Source organism: Clostridium sp. UBA5712 (assembly GCF_002419845.1).
In the GTDB taxonomy this organism is placed as follows: Bacteria; Bacillota; Clostridia; order Clostridiales; family Clostridiaceae; genus Clostridium_J; species Clostridium_J sulfidigenes.
Window position 1 is genome coordinate 137445 of record NZ_DIGW01000012.1, and the last position, 15220, is coordinate 152664.

Below are 15220 nucleotides of genomic sequence, written 5' to 3' on the forward strand. Positions count from 1 at the left end.
CAATGGAGAAGCTTTATTATAAAGATCAATATATTAAAGAATTTGTAGCTGAATTAGAGAAGGTAGAAGAGAAAGATGGGAAGTTTCATGTGGTTTTAGATAAAACAGCTTTTTTCCCAGGAGGTGGAGGTCAATTTTGTGATCTAGGATTTATAGAAAATGAACCAGTAATAGATGTTTACGAAGAAGAAGGAATTATATATCATGTTCTTAATAAAAAGCCTATAAAGCTTCATAAATTAAAGTGCTCTATAGATTGGGAAAGAAGAAGGGATGGCATGGATCAACACCTCGGACAGCACGTTTTATCAGGGTGTTTTTATAAAATATTTAATGCAAATACAGTGGGTTTTCATATGGGAAGAGAAATATGTACTGTAGATATAGAGGGAATATTAGAAGAAGAAAAGATAAGAGAAGCTGAAAAGGCTGCAAATCTAATTATAGGAGATGATCTTCAAGTAGAATTTTTAGTGCCAGATAAAAAAGAGTTAAAGAAGATGGGATTAAGAAGAGCATTACCTAATACTAATGAAGAAATAAGAGTTGTTAAGATTTCAGATTTAGATATTAATGCATGTTGTGGAGTACATCCAAAGTCAACCTTAGAACTAAGAATGATTAAGGTAAGAAGATGGGAAAAACATAAAGGAGCAACGAGAATAGAATATGTAGCAGGGAAAAGAGCAATAGAAGATTCCTTTAGAAAAGATAAATTTACTACAAGGGTATGTAGATATTTAAATGCCAGTGAAGATGAGGCTATAAATGGCATAAAAAATATGAACGAAAATCTTAAAGCTGCTCTAGATAAAAATAAAAAGCTAAGTGAAGAAGTGGCTGCTTATGAAGTAAAGGACATGGTTGAAAAAGGGGAGAAAGTAGAAAATATAATTATAGTTAAAAAAGTTTATGATAATGAAGATATTAAATATGTAAATAAGGTAACTTCAAAGATTATTGAAAATAACAATACTATAGCATTAATGGCAATTAAAAATGGAGAAAGAGCAAACCTTATCTTTGCAGCATCAAAGGATTTTAAAGGAATATCTATGAATGAACTATTAAAAGATGCAATCACTTTAATTGATGGTAAAGGTGGAGGAAGTAGTCATCAAGCTCAAGGTGGTGGAAAGAATAATAACAACTTAGAGGGAGCTTTAGATTATGCTATAAATAAGATAAAAGGTAAATAGTATAAAATAGAAATTAGAATTAATGTTAATTCGCATTGGCATTTTATAATTGAGTACATAATATATGATTATATAGTATTATGGTGGAGTAATTATGAAATATGTAAAAGGTACATTAAGTTTAGTTAAATGTAAAGTAAACTCTATAAGAATGAGAATACAGGGGGTATATAGGAGTGACTATAATACAACAGCTACACAACTAGTAAATTCAAAAGAATTGAAAAGTGATACTGAATATTTAATATATGTAGAGCTTAATAAATTTAGGACTAATGTATTTAAAAAGAAGGGTAATCAGTGGTCTTTAGTAAAGTCTTATATATGTTCAATAGGAAAATCATCTACACCAACTATAAAAGGTACCTTTAAGGTCGGTATAAAAGGACCATACTTTGGAGTAGAGCATGGTTATAAATGCTATTATTATACACAAATCAAGGGAAATTACCTTTTTCATTCTATAATATATAATTTAAATGGAACAGTGAGAGATGGAAGATTAGGAATGAGGATTTCTGATGGATGTATAAGGCTTGCAAAGGAAAATGCAAAATGGATATATGATAATGTTCCAAAGGGAAGCACTATTTATATAGAATAGGTTAGGCATCTTCAAAAAATAAATAAGTCAGAATGATCGTCTATTTTATATTATCTGATGACTACCCGATCTAATACTCACATCTACTTCAAAGTGAGAGACGCCCCTAGCTAACGATTTCCCCTAAAGGACAACGAATTCTAAGTATCGAAAATACTGATACTAGGAGTTCAGTTAATAAGCTTCAGTGGGAGTAAAAACCCCCTCTGAAGCAAAGAAATCTGTTTATACTGCGTCAACAGAATGCTTAGATAGTGCTACTATATGCGGAACTTATTTCCTTGTCTAACTCAAAATATACTGCGCATCTTTGACTTATTATTTATTTTTAGATACCTTAATTAAAAGGGATTTTCACAAAATGAACTAAATCTTATATAAATGCGAAGCACTTTATAAAGATTAGCAATATTTTGTGAAAGCCCTTTTTTATTTAGAAAAACTATTAAAAGTAAGTTATGAAAAGATCTATTAGGCACTTGAATATTTGTTATATATGTTATATATTATATATAACAGATATAACAAATAAGGTGGTATGTAAAATGTTAAAGATAAATAATTTTTCAAAGTCTTATAGTGGTAGTAAAAAAGCTGTAGATAGTATATCTCTTGAAGTGAAACCAGGAGATATATTTGGATTTATTGGTCATAATGGTGCTGGAAAAACTACTACCATTAAAGCTGCAGTAGGAATTTTAGATTTTGAAGAAGGAGAAATTTTAATAAATGGTAATTCTATAAAGACTAGTCCAATAGAGTGTAAGAAGGATATAGCATATATTCCGGATAACCCGGATTTATATGATTCATTAACAGGTATACAATATTTGAATTTCATAGGAGATATTTTTAAGGTATCAAAGGAAGAAAGGGAGACACTTATAAAAAAGTATAGTGAAGCCTTTGAACTTACAAAATCTCTAGGAGATCTAATTTCATCCTATTCTCATGGAATGAAGCAAAAGTTAGCCCTTATATCAGCACTTATTCATAAGCCTAAATTACTAATTCTAGATGAACCTTTTGTTGGACTTGATCCTAAAGCAGCACATATTTTAAAAGGATTCATGAGAGAATTATGTAATGAAGGGGGAGCTATATTTTTCTCTACCCACGTACTGGAAGTTGCTGAAAAATTATGTGATAAGATAGCTATCATTAAAGGTGGAAAGATAGTAGCTTCAGGAGACACCAATAAAGTTAAAGGTGATGGTAGTCTAGAAGAAATATTTATGGAGTTGATTGACAATGAGTAATTTAAAAGTTCTATTAAAAAATAACATTAGGAATACTTGGGGAATAAATAAATTCCTAAAGGAAGAATCAAAGAGTGAAAAAGTAAAAAACATATCCATATTTTTAGCAATACTACTAGGCATATTTTCTATAGGTATGTTAATTGTAATGTATTCCTTGGCTGTAGTAGAGCAATTGGGTCAGTATGGATATTTAAGTCTTATTTTGATGAGTGCAATGCTTCTTAGTACTATGTTTTCATTGTTTACATCTGTATACAAGGCTCAGGGTGTTCTTTTTTCATCAAGGGATTTTGAAACCTTAATGAGTTTACCTATAAAACCAGGTATAATCTTAGCTAGTAAGATGATTGAATTATTATTATTGAATTATTTATTTGTAGCACTAGTAACAATTCCACCAGCTATAGTTTATTTTATGAAATCAGGTACAAGTATTATATTTTTTATTTATTTATTCATAGGAATAATTTTTATTCCGCTTATACCTATAGTTATGGCAGCTATTATAGCCTTTGCTCTTAGCTATGTATCTTCAAGAATGAAACGTAAAACTTTAATTTTAAATATAGGAACCTTGATAGTTGTAGTTGTAGTAATGATAGGTTCATTTAAAATGGATAAGATTATAAATATAGTTATAGAGAACAGTACATCTATAATCCAAGGGATAAAAACTATTTATCCACCTTCTTATTACTTTACGGATGCTTTAGCTAATTTAAGCTTATTATCTATGACAAAATTTATTTTATGGTCTATAATTCCTTTCATAATATTTTTAATAATCTTTGCTAGAAGCTTTAAGTCAATAAATTTAAGGTTAGGAGAAACTTTTAAAAGATCTAATTATAAATTAACATCCTTAAAAACAAATACTTTAAGGGGAGCCTTAATAAAGAAAGAATTTAAGAGATATTTTTCATCTTCTGTATATGTTACAAATACAATAATAGGTATAGTTTTAGTAACGGTAGCAGCTGTATCATCTCTAGTTATGGGAGGAGATTTTCTCATAGATCAGATGGCACAATCTAGTGATTCAGACCTTCAGGTACTAGCACCACTATTAAAACAGGTAATGCAATTTGCACCACTTATAATATTATCCTTTGGTATAGGATTAACTTGCACTACAGGTTCATCTATATCAATTGAAGGAAGAAATTTGTGGATTTTAAAATCATCTCCACTAGAAGTTAAAGATATATTCATTGGTAAGATAGGAGTTAATATTCTTTTACTAATACCAACTATAGTAGTGGATTCAATTATGTTTGCCATAGCCTTTAAGTTAACCCTAATAAATTTTATGTGGACTATATTAATTCCTACACTATTAGCTATTTTAGTATCAGTTGGGGGCCTTTTGATTAACTTGTTTTTCCCTAAGTTAGACTGGACTTCAGAAGTACAGGTTGTAAAGCAAAGTTTAAGCTCTATGATAAGTATTCTTATGGGAGCAGTGCTTGTAGTTGTAGTGATTTTTATAACTATTGGAATTAACAAGGTATTTGCGATTACAAATATAAATTTATATCTAGGGGTTATAGCATTACTACTAGTACTTTTGATATTATTAGTATGTACAATATTGAAAACTAAGGGAGAAAAGTTGTTTAATAAACTAAGGAGTTAAATAGGAGATGAGATTTTGATTTTAAAAATAGACTTTGACTCAGATATACCTATATATGTCCAGATAAAGAATCAGGTAGTTGAAGGTATAGCAAGAGGGGAACTAGAAGAAGGCGAAGAACTTCCATCCGTTAGAGGGTTAGCTGATGATATTGGAGTGAATATGCATACAGTTAATAAAGCATATTCACTTTTAAAGGATGAAGGTTATATTAAAATAGATAGAAGAAAAGGAGCTTTTGTATCTCTTAGCTTAAAAAGCTCTAATGAGGAGTTTAGAGAAAGTTTAAATTATGAACTAGAGTATTATATGGCTGAATGCTTTAATAGAGGCATAAGTAAAGAAGATATAAAGAGCTATATTGACGCTATTTTTAGTGGATTTAAGAAGGAGGATAGCTAATATGGATAAATGGTTATTCTTAGTATTTATGAATTTTATGTTATTATTTATATTTTTAACTAGTTTTTTTGTGAACAAAACATCTAATAGTGGCATTTTCTTTGGAGTGAGATTTCCTAAGGAATATCAAGAAGAAAAGGAGCTAAAAGATATAGAAAAATCTTATAGAATAATTATTTCAATCATATTTTTTATTATGCTTTTAGGAGTAAATATTTTATTCTTTAATCTTGATAACTATAGTGAAAATACTTTAGGATTTATAATGGCAATACTTATTATAGGTAGTTTAATAATAAGCTTTATAGTATATATTCCATATTATAAAAAGGTTAAAACCTTAAAAAAGCATAGAGACTGGACTTATACTAAAAGAAATGTAGTAGTGGTAGAGACTACTCTAAGAAAGCCTAAAAAGGATGAAAAGATAAAACCTATAGACTCAAAATGGTTTTTATTATTATTTATCTTTCCTTTAGTAAGTATTTTAGTAACTATGTATAGATATGATGCATTACCTAAGGTGATGGAGATTCCTTATACTAGCTTTGGGGTGTTTAAAAAGGAGACTTTAAGAGGTCATTTTATAATATATCAATTTCCAATTGTTCAAATTTTTTTAACAGCATTATTATATGGAATAAACAAAGTGATTATTAATTCTAAGGTGGATTTAAATAGTGGAAGTATTGAGAAGGCCATTATTCGAAAGAGGAAGTTTAAAAAAATAGGGTCAATATTAATGATGGTAATGATACTACAAATGCTTATTATGTTTTCGTTAATTCAAGCATCTATATTATTTAACTTTGATCCTATGATAATTAACTATGTATTTATGGTAATTTTCATGATAACTATGATTATATTTATCATTATTTTTATCAAAATTGGTCAAGGTGGAAGAAATATCGAAACAAAAGGTGAAAAAGATGAGTTATATAAAGATGATGATGATAAATGGATACTAGGAAGCATTTATTATAATAAAAATGATCCAGCTTGGATGGTAGAGAAAAGATTGGGTGTAGGTTGGACAGTAAACTTTGCTCATCCAAAGTCTTGGATAGCTGTGGGAGGACTTATAGTATTTATAATAAGTAATATAATTATGTCTATATTGCTTACTTGATTGTATTGTGTATAAAAATTAAATCAGAATTAAAGGAGTTACTAAAATGTTAGAACTAAGTTTAATTTCAGTATAATGAAATTAAAACCTTAGTTGACTTAGTAACTCCTTAATTTTTATACTTCTTAAGTATCATAACGTAAATATAGATTATCTATATCTTCTTTTTTCATAAGCCCTTCAACTAAATAACCCATTATGATGACTCCAGGTATATCAATTACTAATCTAGATAGGGTAAAGGCATAACCTATAGCGGAAATTTCGAAGAGTAATGTAGAAATTTTAGTAACACACCAAGCATTCATAAAAATAATAATATTACTAAATTTAACTCCTTTTTTTAAAAGCACTGCAGTAAAAGGAAATGCAGCATACATGGGGCCAGCAGCTATAGAGCCAATAAGAATAGCAATTAAAACACCAGTAAATCCGGAGTTCTTCCCCATATATTTCATTAATACTTCTTTTGGAACCCACACATCAATAAGGCCAAGAAGAATCATAATAGGTGGAAGTACAGATAACATCTGAATAAAGCTAGATTGAGCATTAATAAAGCTTTTAGTTCCTAAGTCCCAATTAAAGACGAATACTAAGATAAGTATTAATAAACTTAAAAGGAAAAAGGAATACCTTTTTAGAAAGTTAAGTAGTCTAATCAAAATAAAGTCACCACCTTTCCAATAAAGAAAGCTACTACAAAGGAAAAGACAAAGGCTATAAAATTTCTAAGAAAGGCAGCTTTTTTACCTATATATTTTGACTCTAAGCTATATGTCATGATACCAACCATGGTTAGAGTAGAAATTAAAGCTCCCACTTGTGGATAACCCGCTCCACTTTCAAGTAGTGTATTACCTAATGAAAAGGCTACAAAAGTTGGCATCATAGTTATGGAACCAGTAATAGAAGAAATAATAACTCCTAAAAATCCAGAATTAGAACCCATTAATTTTGATATGGTAGCTGCATCTACTATAGCAAGGAGAATTCCTACAGTGATAATGATACCTAAAAATTGAGGCATTATGTTTTCAAAGGATTTAAGGGAAATTTTTAGAGCCTTAATAGTTTTCTTCTTATCTTTGATTAAAGAAATAAGAAGTAGCACTAAAGCTAAAGTGTATAGAATAACACCTGTCATAACATCACTTCCAATAACTCTATAAAATCATATTATGCTCATAAATTTGTGAGGTTACATAATTATAGTATAATAAGTATTATCAAGGGTATGAAAAGAGAGGAGTGATGAATAATATAGATTATACTAATAAAGGAAGAAAAGATTATGCAAATATTTACAATAGGACATTCTAATTATACTGTAGAGAAGTTAATTCATATGCTAAGACATTATAACATTGACTGTGTAGTAGATATTAGAGGAACTCCTTATTCAAAGTATAATATTCAATTTGACAAGGAAACAATAAGGGAAACTTTGAAGAAGGAAGGCTTTATTTATATCTATATGGCTAAAGAGTTAGCTGCTAAGAGAGAAAATAGGATATCCTATTATGATGAAGGGTATTCAGATTTCGAGAAGGTAGTATATGAAGAGGATTTTATAAAAGGTATTCAAAGGCTAAAGGATGGCTGTGAAAAAGGATATAGAATAGCATTATTAGGTGCGATGCAAGATCCTATAAGATGTCATAGAAGCATCTTAGTGGGAAGAGCTTTAAGAGATCATGGATTCACTGTAGGACATATATTAGACGATTATTCTCTAGCTTCTCAGGAAGATATGGAAAGAAATCTATTAGATAAATATTTTAGTGATAGAGATCAAGTTACTATAGATACTATCCTTGGAACTGCACCTACAGAGAAAGAATTAATAGAAGAAGGATATCGATTAGCCAATAAAGAAATCGGATATCGGATTGAGCATTTAAAATAAAAGGATATCTATAAAATAATTCAAGTCCAGGCGTAAGTAATCTTTATTTTAATTACTTATACTTGGACTTATTATTATTGATGAATAATTTGAATGTATTCATTTGACTATGCTTTGAGAATTTCACTTTCATCACAAGTAGTGTCATTTTTATCTACTATAAGATTATAGGCCAACCCTATAAGAACTAAAATACCTCCAATAATTTTTCCTGTAGATGCTTTACCTAAGGTGATATAGTCAATTACTATACCCATAAATAATTGCCCAATAAATATAAAGAGAGTTAGATAAAAAGAAGATATTCTCGGAGTCATGTAATTTGAAATAACTATGGTTATAACTCCTAGGAGTCCTCCTAAATATGCTAAGAAGGGTATTGTGCTAAAGCTACTAAAGGTTGAAGGAAAGGTTTCTTTGCTGAATAAAAGAAATACTACTGAGAAAAACAGTCCAACTACATAGTTAAAAAAGGTTCCTTGAAATATACCGATTTTCTCTGCTAATTTAGAATTTATAGTTCTACCTATAACAATAGTTACACCAGCTAAAATAGAAATTATAATATATATCATTATTTATCTTTAATAAGGTTATAGAATAAATAATCTTATTAAAGTTCACCTCCTATCATTATTTAAAAATAGTCATAATTACGATACCTATAATCATAATTGATAAACCTATGAACTTCTTACCGTTAAATTTAATCTTTTTCATTCCAAGTAATCCATAGTTATCAATGATAATAGAAGAAATTGCTTGACCAAGTAATCCTAGAGAAATGCTTAAAGAAGCACCAAGAGCCATAAAACTTATATTACTAAAAAGCACTGTAAATACTCCAACGGCTCCAGCACTGTACCATAAAATAGGAATACCTTTTTGAATTTTTAATTTTGACTTAGTAGCAAATAATACAGTAATAATAGTAATTAAACCTACTATGTGAATGAGTACACTGGAAGAATAATTACCAATAGTCCCTGATAAGGTTCCATTAAACACAAGCATTACTGAAATTAATGCACCTATAAATATAGAAATAAAAATATTCATGACAATCCCCCTTTTAGTTACATATTGAATTTATCATAAAGCAGTTGAGAAGTATTATGACATATGTCATAGTTGTATTAAGAAAGTATTTAAGATGAGAAATAATTTTAATAAGTAATTTATATGATTTAGGAGATAAATATGAAGAAAATAAATAACTCAGAACTTATGAACACATATATAAATAAATACAATATTAATGATATCTTTACCAGTGATATGAGAGAATATATGGAATTATTTCACTTTAAGAGAAATGAATTTTTATGTAAAGAAGATGAGCCTATAGATTATTTATTCTTTTTTGTAGAAGGGAAGGCTAAAGTATATATTAGTTTAAAAAATGGTAAATCGCTTTTAATATGTTTTTATTATCCACTTATGGTACTAGGGGATTTAGAGCTAGTTAATTTTACAATGGCAACTACAAATATGGAAGTTATAGAAGAGGCCTATTGTATTGGCTTATCTTTTAAAAAGGTAAGAGAAAAACTACTTAATGATGCTAAATTTCTAAGATTTATTTGTAGTTCATTAGGCAATAAAATGGACACAGTTTCTAGGAATGGATCAATTAATTTACTATATCCACTGGAAAACAGATTAGCTAGCTATATAATGGCAACAAGGGAAGAAGGAAATAGAGTTGTATTTAATGAAACATTAACAGAAATTGCTGAGTTGCTAGGAACTAGCTATAGACATCTATTAAGGACTATAAATAATTTAATAAATAGGGAAGTATTAAAAAAAGACAATTACGGATATGAAATTATTAATGAAGAAATACTTAGAAGTTTAGCCGTGGATTTATATAAATAGATAATAAAGATGGACATATAAGCATTTTAAATTATATAAAATCCTAAAAATGAAAAATATTTATAGAAATTTGTCATTTAATTATTTACAAATATGTATATTTGATGTATGCTTAATATATGTATTGATATTATAAATATATAAATCAAATTTGAAAGGAGTTGTTGTATTATGATGAACAGAGAAAGATTAATATTAGATGAAGTATATACAGCCGCTCCAAATTTAAGATTTAAATGTTAGTTTCAGTGGATTAATATTAACAATTATATTCAGTTTAAAACCTTAGAAGTATAATAATATTATAATCCTAATTTTATAACTATATTTAATTTGAACTTATGCCTTGGAGTAGCCTAATCCAAGGTTTTTTTGTATGCAAAAATAAAGTTTTTTAACCAATAAGGTTATTATAAAAAAGCTAAAGGGCATAAGTTCAACGTCTTATTAAATGAAAATAAATTAAAGTATAAAGTTAGAAAGAGGGATTATATAGTTGAGAGAAAATAATATAAATGAATATTCAATAGGAAGAGTGTATGCTCAGCATAGAAATTTATACAAGATAATAACTGAAAAGGGAGAAATATCAGCTACCCTATCGGGGAAGTTACAATATGAATTAATTAATAAAAAGGACTATCCAGTTGTAGGGGATTGGGTTAATTATGAAGAGCTTGGTTATGGAGAAGGAATAATACATCAGATTCAAGAAAGAAAAACGCTTATTTGTAGAAAGGTAGCAGGAGTAAAAAATGAAGAACAGGCTTTAGCTGCAAATATAGATAAGATTTTTATAACAATGTCTTTAAATAATAATTTTAACCTAAGAAGATTAGAAAGATATATTAATATAGCATGGGATAGTGGTGCTACACCTGTTATCTTATTAACTAAATTAGATTTATGTGAGGATTTAGAAGATAAATTATTATCCTTAGATCAGGTGGCATTAGGTATAGATAAGATAAGTGTAAGTTCTTTAACTGGTGAAGGTGTAGAGGTAGTAAGGAATATTATAAAAAGCGATGATACTGTAGTTTTTATTGGATCTTCAGGGGTTGGAAAATCTACTATAATAAATAAATTATTAGAAAAAGAAGTACAAATTACTAAGGAAGTTGATGAATATGACAAAGGAAGGCATACTACAACCCATAGAGAGTTGTTTGTGTTGCCAACAGGGGGAGCTATAATAGACACTCCAGGAATGAGAGAACTTCAGCTAAGTCAGGGAGACGTAGAAGCCACCTTTAAGGATATAGAAGATCTTGCATTGAAGTGTCACTTTTCAGATTGTAAGCATAAAAGTGAACCTAAATGTGCTGTTCAACAAGCCATTGAAAGAGGAGAATTATCTAAGGAGAGATTTATAAGTTATGAAAAAATAAAAAAAGAAATAGCTAATGAAGAAAAACGTAGAAAGGCTAAAGAGAGAATAAATGAAAGAAAAGCTAGAATAAGAAGATAGATGAAAATATGTATTTTGGAAGTTGATGAAATTTTCTAAGAGCATAAATAATTTTATTAATATATTCATAATAAAGAAATTTGCATTAATATATTTATTATTCTAAAATAACCATACATACCATGCACATTTGTAGAAATATGTATGGTTATTTTATATGTGAAATATGGTATAATTATTTTATTAAATTGGATTAATACGGAGAATATTTATATGAAAATAACTACAGATAAGAAATTTTACAGATTACTTTTTAGTATATCAGTACCCATAGCTATACAGAACTTAATTACTTTTGCAGTAAGTATGATAGATACCTTAATGGTAGGATCTTTAGGCGAAGTCCAATTATCATCAGTAGCTTTAGCAAATAATTTATTTTTTATTTTGATGATTCTACTTTTTGGACTAGCTAGTGGATCAAATATTATGATATCTCAATATTGGGGGAAGAAAGATGTAAATTCTATTCATAAGATACTTGCAATTATGTATAGAGTTTGTACTGTTATAATAATTATATTTATAGCCATAGCAGCACTATTACCAACACAGTTCATGAGTATATTTTCTAATGATATAGCTGTTATACAAGGTGGGGCTAGCTATCTTAGAATAGTCTGCATAGGATACATATTCTATGGTTTAACAAACTGTACAATAATGATGCTTCGTTCTGTAAAAACGGTAAAAATTTCAATGTTAGTATATAGTGTGTCATTGTTGGTAAATGCTTTTTTTAACTGGATATTTATTTTTGGAAAATTTGGATTCCCAGCATTAGGCATAAGAGGAGCAGCTATTGCTACCGTTATGGCAAGAATCACAGAATTTATAATAGTTATAATATTTATGATTTATTTTGAGAAGAAGATAAAATTACGACCTAAGCATCTATTAAAGGTGGATAAGGTTATATTAAAGGATTATGTATCTACATGTACACCAGTATTATTTAATGAATTGCTTTGGTCTACAGGCTCCTCTATGATTTCAGTTATTGTAGCAAAAATGGGAACAAGTACAGTAGCAGCTAATAGTATAAATGGAGTTGCACAACAATTTGTAACAGTGTTTATATTTGGATTATCTAATGCTGCAGCTGTTATTATTGGTAATACCATAGGTGAAGGTAAAAAGAATAAAGCCATGGAATATGCCTTTACAATAGGTGTATTTAGTGTAATTACAGGGCTTATTGCCAGCGGAATAATATATGTTATTAAGCCCGTAATAGTAAACTTCTACAATGTTCCACAAAGCACAAAATTAATTGCTATGGAAATCATGAGTGTAACCTCTATTATTGTTATATTCCAAGCTTTAGGAAGTAATATGATGATGGGAGTTCTAAGAGGTGGAGGAGACGCAAGATTTGTATTATTAAATGATATTATATTTATGTGGTGTGTAGCTATTCCAGGAGGATTCATAGCAGTAGATATATTAGGGTTACCAATAGTAGCTGTATTTTTTATAATTAGGTGTGATGAGATAATAAAATCTTTGGTTAGTATAGTAAGAGTAAGTAGTGGGAAATGGGTAAGAGATGTTACTAGAGATTTTGCCATAGAAGAAGAGGAATAATTAATACCTTATAACATAATAAAAATAGGGGGTTATGAAATCTATGTATAAAGATTCAAAAGAAGATGTACTAAATAGACTTAGGGAAGATTCAGATTACATAGACCAATTTATAGATTATATTAACGAACAGCTAGTAATTAACCTAGACAACGCTAAAAGTATATTAGATGAAGGTTTAAAAATATGTACTGAAAATGAAAATATCAAAGGAATAGCTTGGTGTAGTGGAACTATAGGGTGGTATTTTAATTATTCAGGTACATATGAAAAGGGAGTACAGTGGCTATTAAAAGCTAATACATTATTTCAAAGCATAAGTGATGAAAAAGGGAAATTATATGTATCAAATGGTCTTATGAGTGCCTACTTTCAATTAGGATTATGTGAATTGAGTACAAAATGGGGAAAGATTGCTTTGAAAATAGCAAAAGAAATAAAAAATGATAAGTTTTTTTTAATAATATTAAATAATATTTGTGTTAATTATCTAAATCTGGAAAAATATAATGAAGCTAAAAAAATTATAGATTCATTGCAAGACATACCTTATGGTTATAATGATAATTTGAAAATAAATATGTATCAAGTTATTGCTGAAATTGAATGTGAACTTGGCAATTTAGAAAATGCCATGAATTTTATTAATGAATCTATTGAAATTGGAGAAAAGCTGAATTATGAAATTATAAGAAGTGAAGCTTTAAGGATAAGGGGAAAAATTAATTTTAAGGCTGGCAATCAAAAGGAAGCAGAAGAAGATTATTCAGCTGCATTAGAGCATGCCACAAAGAGGGATTATTATGAAGTTCAAGCTAGCATATTAGAGTCTTGGGCTCAGAGTGATTTAATTAATAATAAATATGATGAAGCTATTAATAAGCTAGTAAAGGCATTAGAAATATCTGAAAAAAATAAATACGTACTAATTAGTAGAAATATATATAAACGACTGTATTTATCTAACAAGGAGATTAATAAATATAAGGAAGCATTAGTGTATTATGAGAAGTATGTTGAAATAAATAATGAATTGAACTGTATAACTAGTGAATTAAGTCTTGCTGATTTAGAAAATGAAAAGAATAAGCAAGAAGCAGCTATATTCAAGTCATTATATGATGACATTAAAGTAATATCAACTATAGGGCAAAAAATAACTTCAGATCTTAATTTTGATAATATATTAGAAAATATACATAAAGAAATATCAATGATTATTGATGCAGAAGTGGTTGGTGTTTCTACCCTTAAGGAATCAGAAGGGATTTTAGATTATGCACTATTTATAGATAGAGGAAATAAGCTGAATTTAAAGAATGTTCATATAGAAGATGAAACAAGCATAGGAGCTTACTGTGTTAGAAATAGAAGCACTATTTTAATTAATGATCTGTATAAAGAATATAAAAAGTATGTACCAACCCTTAAGGTAAAAGTAAGTGATAATAATACTCAATCAGCAATGTATTGTCCTTTAATTCTAGAGGATAAGGTTAGAGGATTTTTAAATGTACAAAGTTATAAGAAAAATGCATATACAGAAAATGATTTAAACAAATTAAAGATATTAGCATCCTATGTTGCTATAGCTTTAGAGAATTCCTGTCTTTATAATAGAACTAAATATTTTTCTTCTCATGATTTTTTAACGGGATTACTGTCTAGGATGGAAATATTTGAAAAGGGAGAAAAAATATTTAAGGATTGTCAAAGAGAACGAAAGAAATTAGCTGTCATAATGATAGATATTGATGATTTTAAATTAATCAATGATAAGTATGGACATAGTTATGGAGACGGTGTATTAAAAATGGTTGGAGGCATAATTAAAAATAATGTTAAAAATCATGGAGTTGCAGGGAGATATGGTGGGGAAGAATTTTTAGTGATTTTACAAGGTATAAGTGAAAGAAAGATTTATTCAATCTGTGACAATATAAGAACATCAATTGAAAGAGCTAATATATATTATAGAGAAAAATCTAAATTAAAAGTAACATCTAGCCTAGGTGTATTTATGTATTCAGGTAAAGAGAAGAGCATTGATCAATGTATTAATTTTGCAGATGAAGCATTATATATAGCTAAAGCTGAAGGGAAAAATAAACTTGTAAAATATGAAAATTATTCTTAG

Annotated in this window: 15 protein-coding genes; 11 read left to right on the forward strand and 4 right to left on the reverse strand. The window is 28.4% G+C overall.

All coding sequences use genetic code 11. The annotated features are described in order from the left end of the window. Positions 1–2: 2 nt before the first annotated feature. The 6 genes from B3B03_RS10395 (at position 3) to B3B03_RS10420 (ending at position 6235) form a co-directional block, all read left to right on the forward strand. A complete protein-coding gene (locus B3B03_RS10395) occupies positions 3–1199 on the forward strand; it encodes an alanyl-tRNA editing protein (protein WP_346877259.1) in 1197 nt (398 codons plus the stop codon). A 151-nt stretch (positions 1200–1350) separates the two neighbouring features. Then, positions 1351–1803, forward strand: a complete 453-nt coding sequence (locus tag B3B03_RS10400) for a L,D-transpeptidase (RefSeq protein ID WP_346847432.1) — start codon at positions 1351–1353, stop codon at positions 1801–1803. Between the two features lie 545 nt (positions 1804–2348). Continuing rightward, positions 2349–3062, forward strand: coding sequence for an ABC transporter ATP-binding protein (locus B3B03_RS10405; RefSeq protein WP_346847343.1), 714 nt, complete (start codon positions 2349–2351; stop codon positions 3060–3062). Continuing rightward, on the forward strand, positions 3055–4701 hold the full coding sequence (locus B3B03_RS10410; protein ID WP_346877260.1) for an ABC transporter permease: 1647 nt from the start codon (positions 3055–3057) through the stop codon (positions 4699–4701). Before B3B03_RS10405 ends, B3B03_RS10410 begins: the two co-directional genes overlap by 8 nt. Before the next feature lie 15 nt (positions 4702–4716). After that, positions 4717–5103: a GntR family transcriptional regulator gene (locus tag B3B03_RS10415; RefSeq protein WP_346847345.1), complete on the forward strand. Its 387-nt coding sequence runs from the start codon at positions 4717–4719 to the stop codon at positions 5101–5103. Between the two features lies 1 nt (position 5104). Next, the gene (locus B3B03_RS10420) at positions 5105–6235 is read left to right on the forward strand and encodes a DUF5808 domain-containing protein (RefSeq protein ID WP_346877261.1); all 1131 of its coding nucleotides are present in this window, start codon (positions 5105–5107) and stop codon (positions 6233–6235) included. A 125-nt stretch (positions 6236–6360) separates the two neighbouring features. On the opposite strand, the gene B3B03_RS10425 is transcribed toward B3B03_RS10420, so the two are convergent. Both B3B03_RS10425 and B3B03_RS10430 read right to left on the reverse strand, forming a co-directional pair. Next, entirely contained in the window at positions 6361–6843 is a 483-nt protein-coding gene (locus B3B03_RS10425) for a permease (protein ID WP_414632302.1), read from the reverse strand. 53 nt (positions 6844–6896) lie between these two features. Continuing rightward, entirely contained in the window at positions 6897–7382 is a 486-nt protein-coding gene (locus B3B03_RS10430; protein ID WP_346847348.1) for a permease, read from the reverse strand. Positions 7383–7529: 147 nt separating this feature from the next. Here B3B03_RS10430 and B3B03_RS10435 point away from each other — a divergent pair, with 147 nt between their 5' ends. After that, a complete protein-coding gene (locus B3B03_RS10435) occupies positions 7530–8144 on the forward strand; it encodes a DUF488 domain-containing protein (RefSeq protein WP_346847349.1) in 615 nt (204 codons plus the stop codon). 107 nt (positions 8145–8251) lie between these two features. Here the strand turns inward: B3B03_RS10435 and B3B03_RS10440 are convergent, their stop codons facing one another. Continuing rightward, complete coding sequence (locus tag B3B03_RS10440) at positions 8252–8719, reverse strand: DMT family transporter (protein ID WP_346847350.1); 468 nt, start codon at positions 8717–8719, stop codon at positions 8252–8254. A 58-nt stretch (positions 8720–8777) separates the two neighbouring features. Next, positions 8778–9203 (reverse strand): DMT family transporter, encoded by a 426-nt coding sequence (locus B3B03_RS10445; protein ID WP_346847351.1) that lies wholly within the window; start codon positions 9201–9203, stop codon positions 8778–8780. A gap of 141 nt (positions 9204–9344) precedes the next feature. Between B3B03_RS10445 and yeiL the strand changes: the two genes are divergently transcribed. The 4 genes from yeiL (at position 9345) to B3B03_RS10465 (ending at position 15220) form a co-directional block, all read left to right on the forward strand. Beyond that, entirely contained in the window at positions 9345–10025 is a 681-nt protein-coding gene (gene yeiL / locus B3B03_RS10450; protein WP_346847352.1) for a transcriptional regulator YeiL, read from the forward strand. Between the two features lie 496 nt (positions 10026–10521). After that, a complete protein-coding gene (rsgA, locus tag B3B03_RS10455) occupies positions 10522–11496 on the forward strand; it encodes a ribosome small subunit-dependent GTPase A (RefSeq protein ID WP_346877262.1) in 975 nt (324 codons plus the stop codon). Between the two features lie 213 nt (positions 11497–11709). Further along, on the forward strand, positions 11710–13083 hold the full coding sequence (locus B3B03_RS10460) for an MATE family efflux transporter (RefSeq protein ID WP_346847354.1): 1374 nt from the start codon (positions 11710–11712) through the stop codon (positions 13081–13083). A gap of 43 nt (positions 13084–13126) precedes the next feature. Then, positions 13127–15220, forward strand: coding sequence for a GGDEF domain-containing protein (locus B3B03_RS10465; RefSeq protein WP_346877263.1), 2094 nt, complete (start codon positions 13127–13129; stop codon positions 15218–15220).

What these genes read in the sequence shown, in the direction of transcription:
- B3B03_RS10395 (WP_346877259.1), top strand. Translation starts at nt 3, where the DNA reads ATGGAGAAGCTTTATTATAAAGATCAATATATTAAAGAATTTGTAGCT.
- B3B03_RS10400 (WP_346847432.1), top strand. Translation starts at nt 1,351, where the DNA reads ATGAGAATACAGGGGGTATATAGGAGTGACTATAATACAACAGCTACA.
- B3B03_RS10405 (WP_346847343.1), top strand. Translation starts at nt 2,349, where the DNA reads ATGTTAAAGATAAATAATTTTTCAAAGTCTTATAGTGGTAGTAAAAAA.
- B3B03_RS10410 (WP_346877260.1), top strand. Translation starts at nt 3,055, where the DNA reads ATGAGTAATTTAAAAGTTCTATTAAAAAATAACATTAGGAATACTTGG.
- B3B03_RS10420 (WP_346877261.1), top strand. Translation starts at nt 5,105, where the DNA reads ATGGATAAATGGTTATTCTTAGTATTTATGAATTTTATGTTATTATTT.
- B3B03_RS10430 (WP_346847348.1), bottom strand. Translation starts at nt 7,382, where the DNA reads ATGACAGGTGTTATTCTATACACTTTAGCTTTAGTGCTACTTCTTATT.
- B3B03_RS10435 (WP_346847349.1), top strand. Translation starts at nt 7,530, where the DNA reads ATGCAAATATTTACAATAGGACATTCTAATTATACTGTAGAGAAGTTA.
- B3B03_RS10440 (WP_346847350.1), bottom strand. Translation starts at nt 8,719, where the DNA reads ATGATATATATTATAATTTCTATTTTAGCTGGTGTAACTATTGTTATA.
- B3B03_RS10445 (WP_346847351.1), bottom strand. Translation starts at nt 9,203, where the DNA reads ATGAATATTTTTATTTCTATATTTATAGGTGCATTAATTTCAGTAATG.
- yeiL (WP_346847352.1), top strand. Translation starts at nt 9,345, where the DNA reads ATGAAGAAAATAAATAACTCAGAACTTATGAACACATATATAAATAAA.
- B3B03_RS10460 (WP_346847354.1), top strand. Translation starts at nt 11,710, where the DNA reads ATGAAAATAACTACAGATAAGAAATTTTACAGATTACTTTTTAGTATA.
- B3B03_RS10465 (WP_346877263.1), top strand. Translation starts at nt 13,127, where the DNA reads ATGTATAAAGATTCAAAAGAAGATGTACTAAATAGACTTAGGGAAGAT.